The organism is Winogradskyella sp. SYSU M77433, assembly GCF_029911945.1.
Lineage (GTDB): Bacteria > Bacteroidota > Bacteroidia > Flavobacteriales > Flavobacteriaceae > Winogradskyella.
The window spans coordinates 152,460-168,102 of record NZ_JARYTG010000008.1 but is presented as its reverse complement, the minus strand read 5'-3'; the positions used below and the strand labels follow the sequence as shown (position 1 = coordinate 168,102).

Sequence of the window (15,643 nt, the reverse complement as noted above, 5' to 3'; positions counted from 1 at the left end):
TTTCACCAAAAAACTTATTAATAAAGACTTAAATTTTACTCCTCAAACAGGCTTTGTTTAAGTTTTCTTTTTTTATTAGGCTGCCCTAACCTGTAGCCTAAGGCCAACTTAGCATTACCTATATTTAATCGGTAGTTGTTATCATATCCAAAATCTGTAGCATATAATCCGTTATTATAGGTTAAACAAGCATATAAGCGATCTAGTTGATATGCCAAACCTAGCGAAAAATCCAACTTATAAAGTATTGGTTTTTCTGGTTTATAATCTCCATCTTGTAATGTAATTTTCTTGCTCATAACACCAACACCTGGCATTATATTTACAGCAGCTCTTATATCTTCTTTTATCTTAAAATAAGAAATTGCACCACCCATTACTCCAACAGTAACTCCTTGGTAACGTTTTATATCGGCTTGTTCATTGAAATACTCTAGCGCAATTTCTGAAAGCACACTTGTATCCGATGAGAAATAATCAAACATTCCAAAGACACCCAATCCGCCTGTAATAAATACATCTTTATCATCTTCATCTAAAAGACCTGCCTTTAACAGTGAATACGAAAACTCTATTTCATCAAGAGTATACAAGTAATTAAAACCAAAACTAACAGACCTCATATCTCCTCTAAAAACTGAAGATTCACCAAAGTTATTTTTGGCTTGAAAACCTTTATACGATTGAATATACAAGTCAGTATAATTTCTCTTCTTTATAATAGCAGTACCTTGAAAATCAAACCTAGCAGTTTCTTCTTTATTCGGGTTTTTTAGATTGAAGCCTATATCTAAAATCATTTTTTTGTTAGCGACACCAAAACCTATACCATGCCTATTATTTGGTGTAAACTTAACATCATAGTATGAGTTTAAAACACTAAATTTATTGACCTTGTAGTTTGTAAAAAAACGTATAGAATAGTTATCAATATCTCTATCAATAAGCAATGAATCTAAATCTTTGAAGTTTTGTGCATAGTCCAAAACCGGACAAAAACAAAATAAAGCAATGTATAATACTTTTAATTTCAGAGTCTCTAATTAGATTAAGGGTTATTGATGATGTTTAAATTATAACTATTTAATAGTAACTCTTTAAATTCTAATTCCTAATTGATTGAATAAAAAAGAATATTTTTTAGATATTTTTTGAGTAAACTCTTCTGATGAAATTGCTCCTCCATGCCCAGAACCATTTACAACATGCAATATATACAGAGAAGTATTACTCCCCTTATCTTGTAACGTTGCTAAAAATTTATAAGAATGTAAAGGAGGAACTCTATCGTCATCTGATCCTGTTATTAAAAGTAAATTTGGATACTTCACACCTTCTTTTATATTATGTAAGGGTGAATAAGATTTAAGATTAAAGTAATCTTCTTCAAACGCAGTATTTCCAAACTCATTCAAATTTACATTAACAGAAGCCACCGTATATTTTTCAAATCTCAACATATCAAATGGTCCTGCTTCAGCAATAACAGCTTTGAATAATTCTGGCCTTTGTATCATAGATGCACCAACTAACATACCTCCATGAGAGCCACCATTAATGGCCAATTTTTCTGGATTTGTATATTTTTCTGAAATTAAAAATTCAGCAGCACTAATAAAATCATCTATAGCTTTTTGCTTGTTTAAACGTCTACCTGCCAATGCCCATTCGTTACCTTTAGCACCACCACCTCTAATATTTGGTACAGCTAAAACACCGCCATGTAATAACCATAAAGTCTGTGATTGATCATATCTAGGCTCAACCGTAACACCATAACCTCCGTACCCATACAGTAAAGTTGGATTATTTTCATCTAGCTCTACTCCCTTTAAATGTGTTATATACATTGGTACTTCGGTACCATCCTTAGAAGTATATGTCACATATTTAGTCTCTAGCTTTTCAGCATCATATGGTATAGAGGTTGTACCAGCAGGTTTGAACGTTAAATCCTCTAAAGATAATTGATACCAAATGTCAGGATGATAAAATGATGAAATACTAAAATCTGTATGTGTGACGTCCTCATTTGATTCATACAAATAATTTAATTTTTTTCCCTCTGGAAAATCAATTCTTCGTAATAACTCACCTTCTAAATTAAATATCAATGCTACATCCTTACCATTGTAAAAATAAATACAAGCTAACTTATTCTTACCTAATTTATTTACGTTTTTTAGCATAATATCATACTCTGGTATGAATTCTGAAACTTGGTTTAATTGATTTATGTTAGCCTTTAAAACTCTACCATTTTTTGCTTCCCAATTTGTGTTAAGTATAGCAACATCACCTTCTAATTCTTCGACCGTCATTTGTATTTCTTTTGAATTCGGGTAAATCAAAAATTTTGAAAGGTAGAATGACTCAGGTCTAATATTACCCAAAGACAAAGCTCTATAGGTTTTTCCTTTTACAGTTAGATAATGATGAAATATAATTTTTTCATCTCTTTTAGAAAACCTAAACGAATTAGTACCTGTTACATCTGGATTCTGGTAAAGTAGTTTATCTTCAGACTGTGATTCTGTTAGATTATGATAATATAATTTCTGTCCTTTGGCCTTATCTAACAATTCTCGTCCTTTTTCAGGTGTATCAAAAGCGTCATAGACAAATGCTTCTTTTAACCAAATACAACTACTAGAAATCCTTATATTTTTAAGTTTATGCTCAAATTGTTCTCCTGTAATCAAGTTAAAAAAATAGATTTCCCTCCAGTCACTTCCATTATTTGATATCTCAATAGCTATTAAATCATAGTCTTCATTAACATAAGTGTTGGTTATATCAATATGACTGTTTTTATCAGGTGTATAATCCTTTATATTAAAAAGTTTGTTAAAGTTAAGTTCACTACCTCTTCGCTTGTAAAGCAGATCTAATGATCTTTTAGTAGAACTTTTTCTATACTTAAAAATATATTTGCCCTTTAAACTATCATTTTTTTTCATGTAGCTATGGCTCTCATCATATTTTACGTCATAGTACATAGAACCTATTTGACTTCGCAATGTCCACTTATCTAAATATTTATCAGTTTCCCTTTCTGTTAGCCTATTTTGAGTGTTTAGCCAATTATTTAACCTAGAATCCTCTGAGTTTTCCATCCATTGATATGGATCGTATATTTTATCATCAAAATATATATCTATAAAAGAATCTTTTGGAGTTTCTGGATACTTATATTTTTTTTGAGCACTACAATTAAAAATTACAAATAGCACCAACACTATAAAAAGAGTATTCTTCATCGATATATTTTTATTTTTGAATGCTTAAATATAAATCTATTTTTAAGTTATAAAAACTATATCATGAAACTCGTCTTCGCAACAAATAATCTTAACAAACTAAAAGAAGTTCAGGCCTTAGTGCCAAACCATATAGAATTACTAAGTCTAAGTGATATTGGCTGCAATGAAGACATACCCGAAACCCAACCTACAATTGAAGGTAATGCTATTCAAAAAGCAGAATATATAAAAAATAATTACGGTTATGATTGTTTTGCAGACGACACAGGTTTAGAAGTAGATGCTCTAAATGGCGAACCAGGAGTGTACTCTGCGAGATACGCTGGACCTCAACGCAATGCTGAGGATAATATGAATAAACTTTTATCTGCACTGCAAAACAAACCCAATAGGAAGGCTCAATTTAAAACCGTTATTGCATTGCATCTTAATGGCAAACTAAAATCGTTTACTGGAATTTGTAAAGGTGAAATCACCTCAGAGAAGCATGGCGAAAAAGGTTTTGGTTACGATCCCATTTTTAAAGCCGAAGGTTATACACAAACTTTTGCTGAAATATCTTTAGAAGAAAAGAATAAAATTGGTCACCGAGGCAAGGCTGTTAGTATGCTTGTAAATTACTTAGAAAACTTAAGTGAATAAAAATCCGTAATTTAAGCTTATAAAAACTTTAAAAGATGGCAAAAATTGATTCGGTTGAAGCTTACATTGAAAAGCACAACCATTGGGCGAAAGAAATAAGCGTATTACGAGATATTGTTCTTAAAACCGAATTAGAAGAAACCCTAAAATGGGGAGCGCCTGTGTATTGCTTGAATGGAAAAAATGTGCTTGGTCTAGGAGCTTTTAAACATCATTTTTGCATTTGGTTTTTTAATGGCGTTTTCCTTAAAGATGAACATAATATCCTCATGAACGCACAAGAAGGCAAAACCAAAGCGTTACGACAAATGCGTTTTACTTCTATAAGTGAGATTAATCCTGATTTAGTTTTAGACTACGTTAAAGAATCCCTAGAAAATCAGCGTTTAGGTAAAGAAATAAAACCAAAACGAACCAAAACAGTTGTCATCCCTGCCGAATTAAAAAACGAACTTAAAACCAAAAAAGATCTAAAACAGGCCTTTGATAAACTTTCTCCCTCACATCAACGTGAATATTGCGAACACATTTCTGAAGCCAAAAGAGAAGCTACCAAAATTAGGAGGTTAGAAAAAATAATTCCAATGATTTTAGAAAGCAAGGGGTTACACGATAAGTACAAAAACTGCTAAATAAAAAAGCCACTCTGTGCAGAGTGGCTTTTTTATTTTTATATGAACGACCTTACTACTTTGTTGTAGCTGGTGCGTTTAGTTTTTTACTCATTTCCATTGAGATTGCAGAACGATCGAATTTGATTTTCCCAGCTAAAGTTTCAATAACACAGCTGTTATCCTTTTCGTTTAAATCTACAACCTTACCATGCATACCACTTTTGGTAATAACACGGTCACCGCGTTTTAATTCACTTGCAAATTTCTTTTCTTGCTTAGCACGCTTCATTTGAGGTGCTATCATAAGAAAATACATTACAGCTAATACGGCAATTAATGGTAAAAAATTTCCTAAGTCTCCCATCAAATACTAATTAATCGTGGTTATGTCCTTCGTGACCTGGTTGAGTCGAAGATTTTACTGCTGGTGTAGCAAGTGGGTTTGTTCCAGTAGTTGCTGGAGCTGTTCTTGCTGGTGCATTTGGATCTTTCTCAACAAAAGCTGTGATTTTTACTACTTCTTTACCTTTTTCTGTATTTGTAGTCATTGTAATAGATTTAGAAACTTTATTACCGTTTCCTTTTCCATTAAACTTTACAGTAAACTCACCTGTTTCACCTGGAGCAACTTCTTTAGTCCAGTTAGATGGTACTGTACATCCACAAGTACTTTTAATATTACTTACTACTAACATAGAGTTACCAGTGTTTGTATATTTAAATGTAGTTTCTACAGGAGTTCCGTTTTCAATAGTACCAAAATCGTGCTCTGTCTTATCAAAAGAAATTGATGGTAAATCACCAGCGTTTGCATCTCTCTCAGCAGCTACTGCTACATTCTCTGATTTTACTTTACTAGCGGCATCATCTTTACAAGATGTAAAAGCTACCATACATAATGCACTAAGTCCTAAAATTACTTTTTTCATTATTGAATTTTTTTAATTAAGTGTTACTAATTCTTGTTAAGCCACCAAATTTAGTAATAATTTCATCGAATTAAAACTTTTAAGCTGATGTTAACAAATTGCCAAAATCAATATTGGCTTACATTAAGCCTCTACCTACTTTTTGATGAATGTTTTTAGATTGGTATTCTTTAACGATTTTATCTAGAATACCGTTTAAGAATAAGCTACTTTTTGGTGTAGAATATTCCTTAGCTATTTCTAGATATTCGTTGATGGTTACCTTATAAGGAATAGACGGAAACTTCTGAAACTCACACAATGCCATCTTTAACAACACACCATCTAAACTCGCTAAACGCTCACTGTCCCAATTGGTTGTTTTTCCTGCTATTTCTTCAGCATATTTAGAGGAATTGAGAAATGTTCTTTTAAATAACTCGCTAGCAAACTCCATATCATCGTCATCCTTGTATAGATCTGGTAACAAGTGTGTTTCTGGAGACGTAAGTTTTAATTTTCTTAAAACTTTAATCAAAGCCGTATTTACTACAGGTAAATCATCTACCCAAGTAAGACGCTTGTCTTCAAAATAATCATACAACTTCTCGTTTGGTGCTATGATTTCAGTATAAACATCTAGAATAAAATGTTTATCCTTCTTATATGAAGAATCTTTTTCAGCTAAATAATCTTTATAGAGTTCACTATTGATAATTTCCTTAAAAAGAATATCTACATACTCAAAATCTAAATCCCAAAAATTGAGTTTTCTTTTAGATATTGCCTCTTGAAGCATCTTATTACTGCTCAAAAGATTTAAGATCTCGTTATTCTGAAACTTTGTACTCGGATTTTTATCTGAAGCCGATCCTAAGATTTTATTCTGCAGTTTGGTATTGTAATCTTTACTTTTCTTATGAATCTCGATAAGTAAAGCCAATATTGAGATGTATAAATCATACATGCTATCTAAACTGTGACGTAAAAACTTTTCATCTTTTTTAAAATCATCACTTTCTGAGCCTTTGAAAGCGTATAATGATTGCATCACTTTTATTCGGATATGTCTTCGGTTAAGCATGTCTAAGAACTATACTATATTTAATTATTTATGATTAAAAAAGGTGAGCCTAAACTCACCTTGCAAAAATACTATTATTTAATTCTGAAATAAAAATTAAATCACTCCTATTTAGAGTTTTCTCTTTTACGTGTTTCAATACGCTCTCTAGCAATATTCATTGCTGCTGTTTGTGTTGTAATGTTGTTCACTTTAGCATTATCTAAAATTTCTAAAGTTGTATTGTAAATATTTTCTGTTTTACGCATAATTTCTGGCTTATCATAACCTTCCAATTCTGCGTAAACATTAATAATACCACCAGCATTTATTAAAAAATCTGGTGCGTAAACAATACCTTTTTCTTGTAAAATTCTGCCGTGTTTTTTCTCATCTTCTAACTGGTTATTAGCAGCACCAGCGATGATTCTAGCTTGAATTTTATCTATAGTTTCATCATTTATAGTAGCTCCTAAAGCACAAGGTGCATAAATATCCATGCGCTCACTATAAAGATCATCTCCTCCGTAAATGGTTACTCCAAACTTAGAACGAACTTCTTCTAAACGCTCTTGGCTAATATCAGAAATAGTAACGTTAGCTCCTTCATTTACCAAATGCTCAACCAAAGCTTCACCTACGTGCCCAATACCTTGAACAAATACATTTCTATCTTCTAAGATATCTGAACCAAACTTAAACTTCGCTGCAGCTTTCATTCCCATAAAAACTCCATAAGCAGTTATTGGTGAAGGGTTACCAGCACCACCTTTACTTTCTGAAATACCAGTTACGTAAGGGGTTACTTCTCTTACAGTATCCATATCTTCAGTAGTCATACCCACATCTTCTGCTGTGATGTATTTTCCATTTAAAGAATGAACAAACTCACCAAAACGCTTCATTAATTTTGGCGTTTTTTGTGTTTTAGCATCTCCTATAATTACAGCTTTACCACCTCCAAGGTTTAAACCTGTAATCGCTGACTTAAAAGTCATTCCTCTAGATAAACGCAATACATCATTGAGGGCTTCCCACTCACTAGCATAGTTCCACATTCGAGTACCTCCCAAAGCAGGTCCTAAAACTGTATTATGAATACCGATTATAGCTTTTAATCCAGTATCTTTGTCATTGCAAAAAACAATTTGCTCATGATCATCAAAAGAATGTTGTCCAAAAACAGGATCCATTTTTTTTAGCTCTTTTGATGTAATAATTTCTGAAGTCATTATCATTTGATTTAAGGCTGTTTTTAATATAACAAAAAACAGCGTGCAAAAGTAAATTATTAATAAAGGATTAGCAAAATATTAACTGTAAAATAAGATTATCGTAATACTTTTGACCGACCAAATACAACATGAAGGCACTAAAGCATCTCAATAAATATTTTTTAAAGTACAAATACAGCTTAATTATTGGTATCGTTATCACCATAGTAGCTAAAATATTTGCATTATTTACACCAAGATTAGTTGGTGCATCTATTAATGTCGTTTCTGATAGATTAAACGGAAAAATTACCGAAGAAGTCTTTAGAAGTGAATTAATGATTAACATTCTGTACCTTATTGGTGCGGCTGTTGTTGCAGGAATTTTTACGTTTCTTATGCGACAAACCATCATTAATGTTTCTAGATATATTGAGTTTGATCTTAAAAATGAAATCTACCAGCATTATCAAATTCTATCTTTAAACTTCTACAAATCCAACAGAACAGGTGATTTAATGAACCGAATTAGTGAGGATGTTGGTAAAGTCCGTATGTACGTTGGGCCAGCTATTATGTACACCATGAACACTATTACACTTTTTGTGGTGGCATTGATTTACATGATTAACACAGCTCCTTCCCTAACCTTATACACATTGATTCCGTTACCTGTATTATCCATAACGATATACAAGTTAAGCCGAATGATTAACAAGCGAAGTACCATAGTACAACAATCACTTTCTACGCTATCTACTTACACACAAGAAGCTTTCAGTGGTATTTCAGTGATAAAATCTTACGGTATTGAACCTAGAACCAATGTAGAGTTTGAAGATCTATCGAATCAAAACAGAGAAAAGCAAATCGATCTTACCAAAGTACAAGCCTTGTTTTTTCCATTGATGGTATTACTTATAGGTATTAGTAACTTAATTGTGATCTATGTTGGTGGTATGCAATATATCAACGGTAAGATTGAAAATATTGGTACTATAGCAGAGTTCATTATCTACGTTAATATGCTAACATGGCCAGTAGCAACTGTGGGTTGGGTAACTTCTTTGGTACAACAGGCTGAAGCTTCACAAGAACGTATTAACGAATTCCTAAAAACCGATCCTGATATAAAAAATCACAATAACGAGCTTACTCCTATAAAAGGAGATATTGAATTTAAAAATGTATCATTCACCTATCCAGATACCAATATTACGGCTTTAAAAGATGTAAGCTTCAAATTAAAATCTGGTGAAACACTAGCGGTTTTAGGAAAAACTGGTTCAGGTAAATCCACTATTCTCGATTTAATTGGTCGTCTTTACGATATTGAAAATGGTGAACTTTTGGTTGACAACACCTCTATTTCTAAACTCAACCTGTATAGTCTAAGAGAAAGTATTGGCTACGTGCCACAAGATGCCTTCTTATTTTCAGATTCCATTAAAAACAATATTAAGTTTGGTAAGGAAGATGCCACAGACGAAGAAGTTATTGAAGCAGCTAAAAATGCCAGAGTTCACAAAAACATCATCAAATTTACCAAAGGTTATGACACTATTCTTGGTGAACGGGGTATTACGCTTTCTGGTGGACAAAAGCAACGTGTATCTATTGCCAGAGCGATTATAAAGCATCCAGATATTTTATTGTTTGACGACTGTCTTTCTGCTGTAGATACCGAAACTGAAGAGAAAATTCTTAAGAATTTAGTGAAGCTTACTAAAGACAAAACGACCATTATTGTAAGCCATCGTGTGTCTTCTGCTAAAAACGCAGATCATATTATTGTCTTAGATGATGGAAAAATAATTGAGAGCGGTAATCACAATACACTCATCAATTCAGATGGTTACTACAAAGAATTATACACCAAACAACTCTCTGAAAAAGAAATGCTATAATTTGTTGGTTACTTTACTTTTTTTTTAGATTTTTGGCTTTAAATTTAAAAAAAAGATTGACTTATGAGCGACTATGAAACGATGGACAAAGAAGAAATATACTCAAAAGTACTACGTGCAGGTAGAAGAACTTATTTCTTTGATGTTAGAGCGACTAAGGCGGGAGATTACTACTTAACAGTTACAGAAAGTAAAAAATTTACTAACGACGATGGGTCTTTCCATTACAAGAAGCATAAAATTTATCTTTACAAAGAAGATTTCTTCGAGTTTAGAGACATTTTAACTGAAATGACCGACTACATCATCAACGAAAAAGGAGAAGAAGTTATCAGTGAGCGTCACCAAAAAGATTTTAAACGCGAAGATAATTTTGAAACTGAAGCTAGTGCTTCTGAAAGTACTAAAGGAACTGATAGTTTTACAGATATTAGCTTTGACGATATCTAAAAACTATAACTCAAAATAACAAAAAAGCCATTACAGAAGTAGTGGCTTTTTTGTTTTCCAATGTTTTTAAAAGTTTACGATACGGTTGATCCGTTTTTAACTTTAGATTCTGGATGCAATAAAAACACATCCTTCTCTTTTACAGCTCCCACTACTAAACATTCGCTCATAAAATTGGCAATTTGCTTTTTAGGAAAGTTCACCACAGCCACAATTTGTCTGTGAAGCAAATCTTCCTTTTGATATTGTGTGGTGATTTGTGCCGAGGATTTCTTTATACCCAAATCCCCAAAATCTATAGTAAGTTGATATGCTGGTCGGTTAGCCTTCGGGAAATCATTAACTTCAATAATGGTTCCTATGCGTAAATCTACCTTTGTAAAGTCTTCAAATGTTGTTATATTATCCATTCAACAAAACTAACAAATAAAACAAAATTCACATAATGGCATTGACTCCATCTAACATGTTGCCTTTAGGCACAAAAGCTCCAAATTTTGAACTTGTAGACACCATTGATGACACCAAAAAATCTTTAGACGAACTCAAAGGTACTACCGGAACGCTAGTGATGTTTATCTGTAATCACTGTCCGTATGTTATCCATGTGAGCGATCAGTTATCTAAGTTGGCAAAAGACTATATTTCAAAAGGCGTAAACTGCATAGCAATTTCTAGTAATGATGTTGAGAACTATCCACAAGATAGACCTGAGTTGATGAAGAAAAACGCTATTGAAAACGATTATATCTTCCCTTATCTATACGACCAAACCCAAGACGTTGCTAAAGCTTATGACGCAGCTTGTACTCCAGATTTTTTCTTATTCGATGAAGATTTAAAATTGGTTTACGTAGGTCAGTTAGATGATTCGCGTCCTAAGAGTGACATTCCTGTTACAGGAAAAGATTTACGTGGAGCTATAGAGGCTTTAATCAATAATCAACCAATTGATGAGAATCAAAAGCCAAGTATGGGTTGTAATATAAAATGGAAATAAAAAAGAGAGGGGTTTGGTTTTATCCCTTACGCTGTCATATTGAGCGCAGTCGAAATATCATAGAAGTTTGTACCTATTTGACTACGTAAAGTTCTTAATTTTTAGATTCTGAAATAAATTCAGAATGACAGTATTACTCAGATGAATCCCAAAACCCTCTCCAATATCAAAAGTGTGAAGCAAAATGCTTACTCACACCATAAGGTTAATTCTATAACAATAACTCCATCTTCGTTTTCCAAATCGCTTGATAAAGTCACAACTTCAGAAGAAGTACCACAGAAATACCCTTGGTAAGAATCAAAACGGTAGGTGCCTTCTGCTAAACCGTAAAAGCAATCCGCATCGTAGCGTCCTGGATATACATAACTTCCAGTTTGGTAATCGTAAGCCGCATAACCTTGTATATCATTATTAGTGGTAGGATTTCCTTGATTATCCACTAATTGAATACACACATCGTACTCCACAGGATAGACTTCCGTTTCGGAAACAATCGCCTGATTTTCAAAAGTGTTGTCAGTCATAAATAAGCTTGCAAAAACAAACAATGGCAATAAAAAAATAGTTTTCATAATTAAAATATTTAAGATTATAACCCAAAGTTACCAACCTATATTTCAGATGGTGTTATGCTAGTTTTATGCAATCTTTAATTCCAATTTTCACTTTTTATAAAAGTGTAAGAATAAGCTGATTAGTGATAGAAAATTAATATCTCTTAGGTGTTATCAAAGCAATAACTCTATATCAACAAAAACCATAGCCTATTGATTTTCAGAATATAATGTTTATATTGTTTCATCTTTTTAACATTACAACCAACCGATGCAAAGAATTATTCTACTAGGACTTATAGCGCTTGCCATGAGTTGCGCTAAACCAAAAAACTATGATCTAGTTTTTTTAAACGCACAGGTATTCGATGGCTACGAAGACAAAGGTCTCGTGAATATTGCCATAAATAATGATACTATTGCCGCAATAACTTTAGAGGAAATTACAGGAGATTCTATTATCGATGCTTCAGATAAATACATTATTCCTGGTATTGTAAATGCACATGTTCATGCCAATTCCGTTGACGACCTTAAAGAAGGTTATCCTTTAGGCATTCTCACGTTATTAAATATGCACACAGGATTGGAAGACAGAGAGTCCGAATGGAAAAAACTTTCCAAAGATTCTTTAGGATTTTCAACACTCTATGGCTCTGGTCATGCCGCTACGGCTCCAGGCGGACATCCAACACAGTTTAGTCCAGATATGGAAACCATCAATGATTCCTTATCGCCTGATACTTGGATAGAACATCGTTTGGCTAAAGATGTGGATTACATCAAAATTGTACGAACCAATGCAAGTATGTTTGGTGATCCGGTACCACCAACGTTAAGTTACGAGCAAATCGGAAAACTCATTGACCTAGCACATCAAAAGAATCTTAAAGCTGTAGTGCATACCAGCACTTTGGAAGGCATGCTTGAAATTGCAAAATACAAACCCGATGGTTTTGTACACATGCCATCTCGTAAAGATGAATACCCACTTTCGGATGAATTCTATAAAACGATAGCGGCAAATGATATTTTTATTGTGACTACAGCTGGTATCAATTTAAAACCTATTGAGGAAATGCTTCCTCCTGATATGGCTAAGTGGATAAGAGAAAATATTATGAGTGCAGATGAACACTCTAAAGTAGTTAAGAAAATGCATGACAACGGCATTTTAATTGTTGCTGGGACAGACTCCCAAGAGTATCAGATGGATTTTGGTAAAGACTATTATCTAGAATTAGAAATCTACAAAAACGCAGGACTTTCAAATCTTGATATTTTAAAAATTGCGACAGGAAATGCCGCAAAGGCCTTTAATCTTCCAATAGGCGAACTAAAAGTTGGTAGCAAAGCCGACTTTGTCATTCTAAAAGCCAATCCTTTAGAAAACATTGATAATATTAAAAAAGTAGACCAAGTTTGGAAAAACGGTAAAACCTTTTAATATATTTCGGCTTTCAATCGCTTAAATTTCAATCAATCAAATGACTAAAAAATCAACCAAAACCATCATTAGGGTGTTACTCTTTTTGGGTACCGCAATTTCACTCTACTTTGTACCATGGCTTTTAGTAAAAGCTTGGATATTACCCTTACCAGATACCGTTCAAGAACAAGCCGATAAAGCTATAACACATGGATTTGACGGTATCATTGTTTACATCGATCAAGCTGGCAAACCACCTCAATATGTGGCTTCTGGTTGGCATAATAGAGCAACTAAAACACCTGCCAATCCGCATGATTTATTTAAAATTGCCAGTATAAGCAAACTCTACGATGCTGTGGCTGTTACCAAATTGGTCAATGACGGACGACTGTCTTTAGACAAAACCATAGCAGATTATTTACCAGAACTTGTAGGCAGAATAGAATATGCCGATAAGATTACTTTACGATTAATGATACAGCATAGAAGTGGCATGCCAAATTTTACGGATACTTATAATTTTTGGGCAAATCCCACACAATCTTATGAGGAAAGTGTCGCTTTAATTCTAGACCAACCAGCAAATTTTAAACCAGATGAAGACTATGAGTATTGTAACACCAATTATCTGCTGATTAATAAGATTATGGATGATGCCTTAGGCTATAACAACTTTCAATTCATCAAAGAAGAAATTTTAGAACCCTTACAACTCAACAATACCTACGGTTCGTTAAGCGAAGTTAATATAGACGATGTTATGAGTGGTTATCACGTTGGTCATCCTCACGATTTAAAAACTGACGAGCATGGTATGTTAGCCACTGCCGAAGATGTAGGCACGTTTATACGTGCTTTAAATGACGGTTCTGTGTTTGAACCTGGTGAACAAGACATCTACTCCTCTATTTATGAGTACGAACATGCAGGTTGGGTGCCAGGCTACCAAAGTTTTGCAAAGTACCATAAAGATCTCGATGCGGTTACGGTTGCCTTTTACAGCACCACAGATTCTAAACTCTACAATTGGAACTTATCTGAAATTATAAATAAACGCATTGTAAAAATACTTCGGAAAATCACAGAGCAAAACTAACATAATGGTAACTTATTGATTTTGAGAATTTATCATTACATTGCAATACAACTAACCAACCAAAAAAACAACATCTTATGAAACATCTATTGCTTTTTGTATTAGTAGTATCACTTTGCTCTTGTGATGAAAAAACCAACAAAACAGAACCAACAAACGAAGAAACAGAAACTGTAGTCACCACAATAGATACTGAAGCTGAATTAGCAGCTATTGAAGAACTTAGAAAAGGTTTTACAACTGCTATTAAGGAAAACCGATTTGCAGATTTAAAAAACTACTCCATGTCTAACGTTAAATCTTACGATCCTGACTGTGGATATTGGGCTACCTACAAGCGTTTACGTGAAAAACCAACAGGTGCGTATCATTACGATAGTTTAGTGATGCGACCAGTAGAAACCAAGTTGGTTAGCGACAGTATAGCTTACGATTTTGGTACAAGCTCTACCTATTACACCAATGCCGAAGGCGAACATATAGAACTCACCGCAACCTTTTTAGCGCTACTTAAAAAAGATAAAGCCGATGGCAAATGGAAACTCTTTAGAGAAGTCGCTAATACACGAGATATGGAATAGTTAGACATCCTAAAACTTTAACAGATTTAAAGGTAGATTATTGATTATCAAAATTTAAGACTATTTTAGCTTATCAATTGACATAGTTCATTGAAATAGAACTATATGTTGACGTTACAATCATTTAAATCAACTATGGGAATAAAATTAGGATCTTACGGACAAAAGCCTGAATACAATACAGACGAATATCTTGAAAAGTTTATTCCTTTAGTTATTAAACACGCGCCGAAATATGATAATTTCTCTATTTCTGATTTAAAATCTGATTTGAATTTATCTAAAAACGACCAATTAATATTTAGTGACTTGACTTTTAAAATAAGACAACACTTTATTAATAACGATATAGCTGAAATGTATGGCTCACGCCAAATAAAACTACTTGATAAAGGTCGAGATATAAAAAACGGAAATGAAAAAATATTTGGTGTAATCATAAATAATGATTTTAGTAATTCAACAATTGGGACTGTTATTCAAGAATCAGATTTGAAAAAAGCACGTATAATAAGTAATCCAAAAACAGAAAATAATACACCATTAAAAAAGTCTCTGATACAAAAACTATTATCTAATCCTTGGTTTATTGGAATTGTGCTAGCAATAGTGGCTGCAATATTAAATACTGAAAGAATAATGAATTTTATAAATAATGTTATTAATAAATTTTAAAAAACGGCTACCAACATTACCTATAATTCATTGCTAGTTAGAACCTGCTTATGAAAATTACGATAGAATTTTTTATCCGTGATTTGTTTGTTAACCTAAATACTTAAACACCAAACAAAATCATACCCTAGCCACTAACCCACTCCCAAAAATTGCCAATCCAATAAAATAACGTACTTTTGCGCCTTCAAACTCAGAATAGCTGAGTTTGGGTTATCCTCAAGGTGAGGATGTGTTACCA

Annotated in this window: 17 protein-coding genes; 9 read left to right on the top strand and 8 right to left on the bottom strand. The window is 33.1% G+C overall.

From position 1 onward, the window contains the following. Positions 1–35: 35 nt before the first annotated feature. Positions 36–986: a DUF4421 family protein gene (locus QGM60_RS15790; RefSeq protein WP_281141219.1), complete on the bottom strand. Its 951-nt coding sequence runs from the start codon at positions 984–986 to the stop codon at positions 36–38. 111 nt (positions 987–1,097) lie between these two features. Continuing rightward, positions 1,098–3,260, bottom strand: a complete 2,163-nt coding sequence (locus tag QGM60_RS15785) for a prolyl oligopeptidase family serine peptidase (protein WP_281141218.1) — start codon at positions 3,258–3,260, stop codon at positions 1,098–1,100. Between the two features lie 63 nt (positions 3,261–3,323). Here QGM60_RS15785 and QGM60_RS15780 point away from each other — a divergent pair, with 63 nt between their 5' ends. Then, complete coding sequence (locus QGM60_RS15780; RefSeq protein WP_281141217.1) at positions 3,324–3,905, top strand: non-canonical purine NTP diphosphatase; 582 nt, start codon at positions 3,324–3,326, stop codon at positions 3,903–3,905. 35 nt (positions 3,906–3,940) lie between these two features. Then, positions 3,941–4,537, top strand: a complete 597-nt coding sequence (locus tag QGM60_RS15775) for a YdeI/OmpD-associated family protein (protein WP_281141216.1) — start codon at positions 3,941–3,943, stop codon at positions 4,535–4,537. A 55-nt stretch (positions 4,538–4,592) separates the two neighbouring features. Here QGM60_RS15775 and yajC read toward each other — a convergent pair whose 3' ends face one another. From yajC to QGM60_RS15755, 4 genes are all read right to left on the bottom strand, one after another. After that, positions 4,593–4,883: a preprotein translocase subunit YajC gene (gene yajC / locus QGM60_RS15770; protein WP_281141215.1), complete on the bottom strand. Its 291-nt coding sequence runs from the start codon at positions 4,881–4,883 to the stop codon at positions 4,593–4,595. A gap of 10 nt (positions 4,884–4,893) precedes the next feature. Further along, positions 4,894–5,448 carry a DUF1573 domain-containing protein gene (locus QGM60_RS15765; RefSeq protein WP_281141214.1) on the bottom strand — a complete coding sequence of 185 codons (555 nt, stop codon included), beginning with the start codon at positions 5,446–5,448 and terminating at the stop codon, positions 4,894–4,896. A gap of 118 nt (positions 5,449–5,566) precedes the next feature. After that, entirely contained in the window at positions 5,567–6,478 is a 912-nt protein-coding gene (nusB, locus tag QGM60_RS15760) for a transcription antitermination factor NusB (protein WP_281141213.1), read from the bottom strand. 140 nt (positions 6,479–6,618) lie between these two features. Next, entirely contained in the window at positions 6,619–7,722 is a 1,104-nt protein-coding gene (locus QGM60_RS15755) for a Glu/Leu/Phe/Val dehydrogenase (RefSeq protein WP_281141212.1), read from the bottom strand. A 131-nt stretch (positions 7,723–7,853) separates the two neighbouring features. Here QGM60_RS15755 and QGM60_RS15750 point away from each other — a divergent pair, with 131 nt between their 5' ends. Together QGM60_RS15750 and QGM60_RS15745 are read left to right on the top strand one after the other, a co-directional pair. After that, positions 7,854–9,611: an ABC transporter ATP-binding protein gene (locus QGM60_RS15750; RefSeq protein WP_281141211.1), complete on the top strand. Its 1,758-nt coding sequence runs from the start codon at positions 7,854–7,856 to the stop codon at positions 9,609–9,611. 63 nt (positions 9,612–9,674) lie between these two features. Further along, positions 9,675–10,061, top strand: coding sequence for a PUR family DNA/RNA-binding protein (locus QGM60_RS15745; protein ID WP_281141210.1), 387 nt, complete (start codon positions 9,675–9,677; stop codon positions 10,059–10,061). A 74-nt stretch (positions 10,062–10,135) separates the two neighbouring features. Here QGM60_RS15745 and QGM60_RS15740 read toward each other — a convergent pair whose 3' ends face one another. Further along, a complete protein-coding gene (locus QGM60_RS15740) occupies positions 10,136–10,471 on the bottom strand; it encodes a tRNA-binding protein (protein ID WP_281141209.1) in 336 nt (111 codons plus the stop codon). Positions 10,472–10,506: 35 nt separating this feature from the next. Here QGM60_RS15740 and QGM60_RS15735 point away from each other — a divergent pair, with 35 nt between their 5' ends. Further along, positions 10,507–11,061 carry a thioredoxin family protein gene (locus QGM60_RS15735; RefSeq protein WP_281141208.1) on the top strand — a complete coding sequence of 185 codons (555 nt, stop codon included), beginning with the start codon at positions 10,507–10,509 and terminating at the stop codon, positions 11,059–11,061. 188 nt (positions 11,062–11,249) lie between these two features. On the opposite strand, the gene QGM60_RS15730 is transcribed toward QGM60_RS15735, so the two are convergent. Next, positions 11,250–11,636 carry a hypothetical protein gene (locus QGM60_RS15730; protein ID WP_281141207.1) on the bottom strand — a complete coding sequence of 129 codons (387 nt, stop codon included), beginning with the start codon at positions 11,634–11,636 and terminating at the stop codon, positions 11,250–11,252. Between the two features lie 253 nt (positions 11,637–11,889). Here QGM60_RS15730 and QGM60_RS15725 point away from each other — a divergent pair, with 253 nt between their 5' ends. The 4 genes from QGM60_RS15725 to QGM60_RS15710 all read left to right on the top strand — a co-directional run bounded on the left by QGM60_RS15725 (position 11,890) and on the right by QGM60_RS15710 (position 15,402). Further along, on the top strand, positions 11,890–13,065 hold the full coding sequence (locus tag QGM60_RS15725) for an amidohydrolase family protein (protein WP_281141206.1): 1,176 nt from the start codon (positions 11,890–11,892) through the stop codon (positions 13,063–13,065). 40 nt (positions 13,066–13,105) lie between these two features. After that, the gene (locus tag QGM60_RS15720) at positions 13,106–14,146 is read left to right on the top strand and encodes a serine hydrolase domain-containing protein (RefSeq protein ID WP_281141205.1); all 1,041 of its coding nucleotides are present in this window, start codon (positions 13,106–13,108) and stop codon (positions 14,144–14,146) included. 77 nt (positions 14,147–14,223) lie between these two features. Further along, positions 14,224–14,727: a hypothetical protein gene (locus QGM60_RS15715; protein WP_281141204.1), complete on the top strand. Its 504-nt coding sequence runs from the start codon at positions 14,224–14,226 to the stop codon at positions 14,725–14,727. 135 nt (positions 14,728–14,862) lie between these two features. Beyond that, positions 14,863–15,402, top strand: a complete 540-nt coding sequence (locus tag QGM60_RS15710) for a hypothetical protein (RefSeq protein WP_281141203.1) — start codon at positions 14,863–14,865, stop codon at positions 15,400–15,402. The last annotated feature ends 241 nt before the right edge of the window (positions 15,403–15,643 follow it).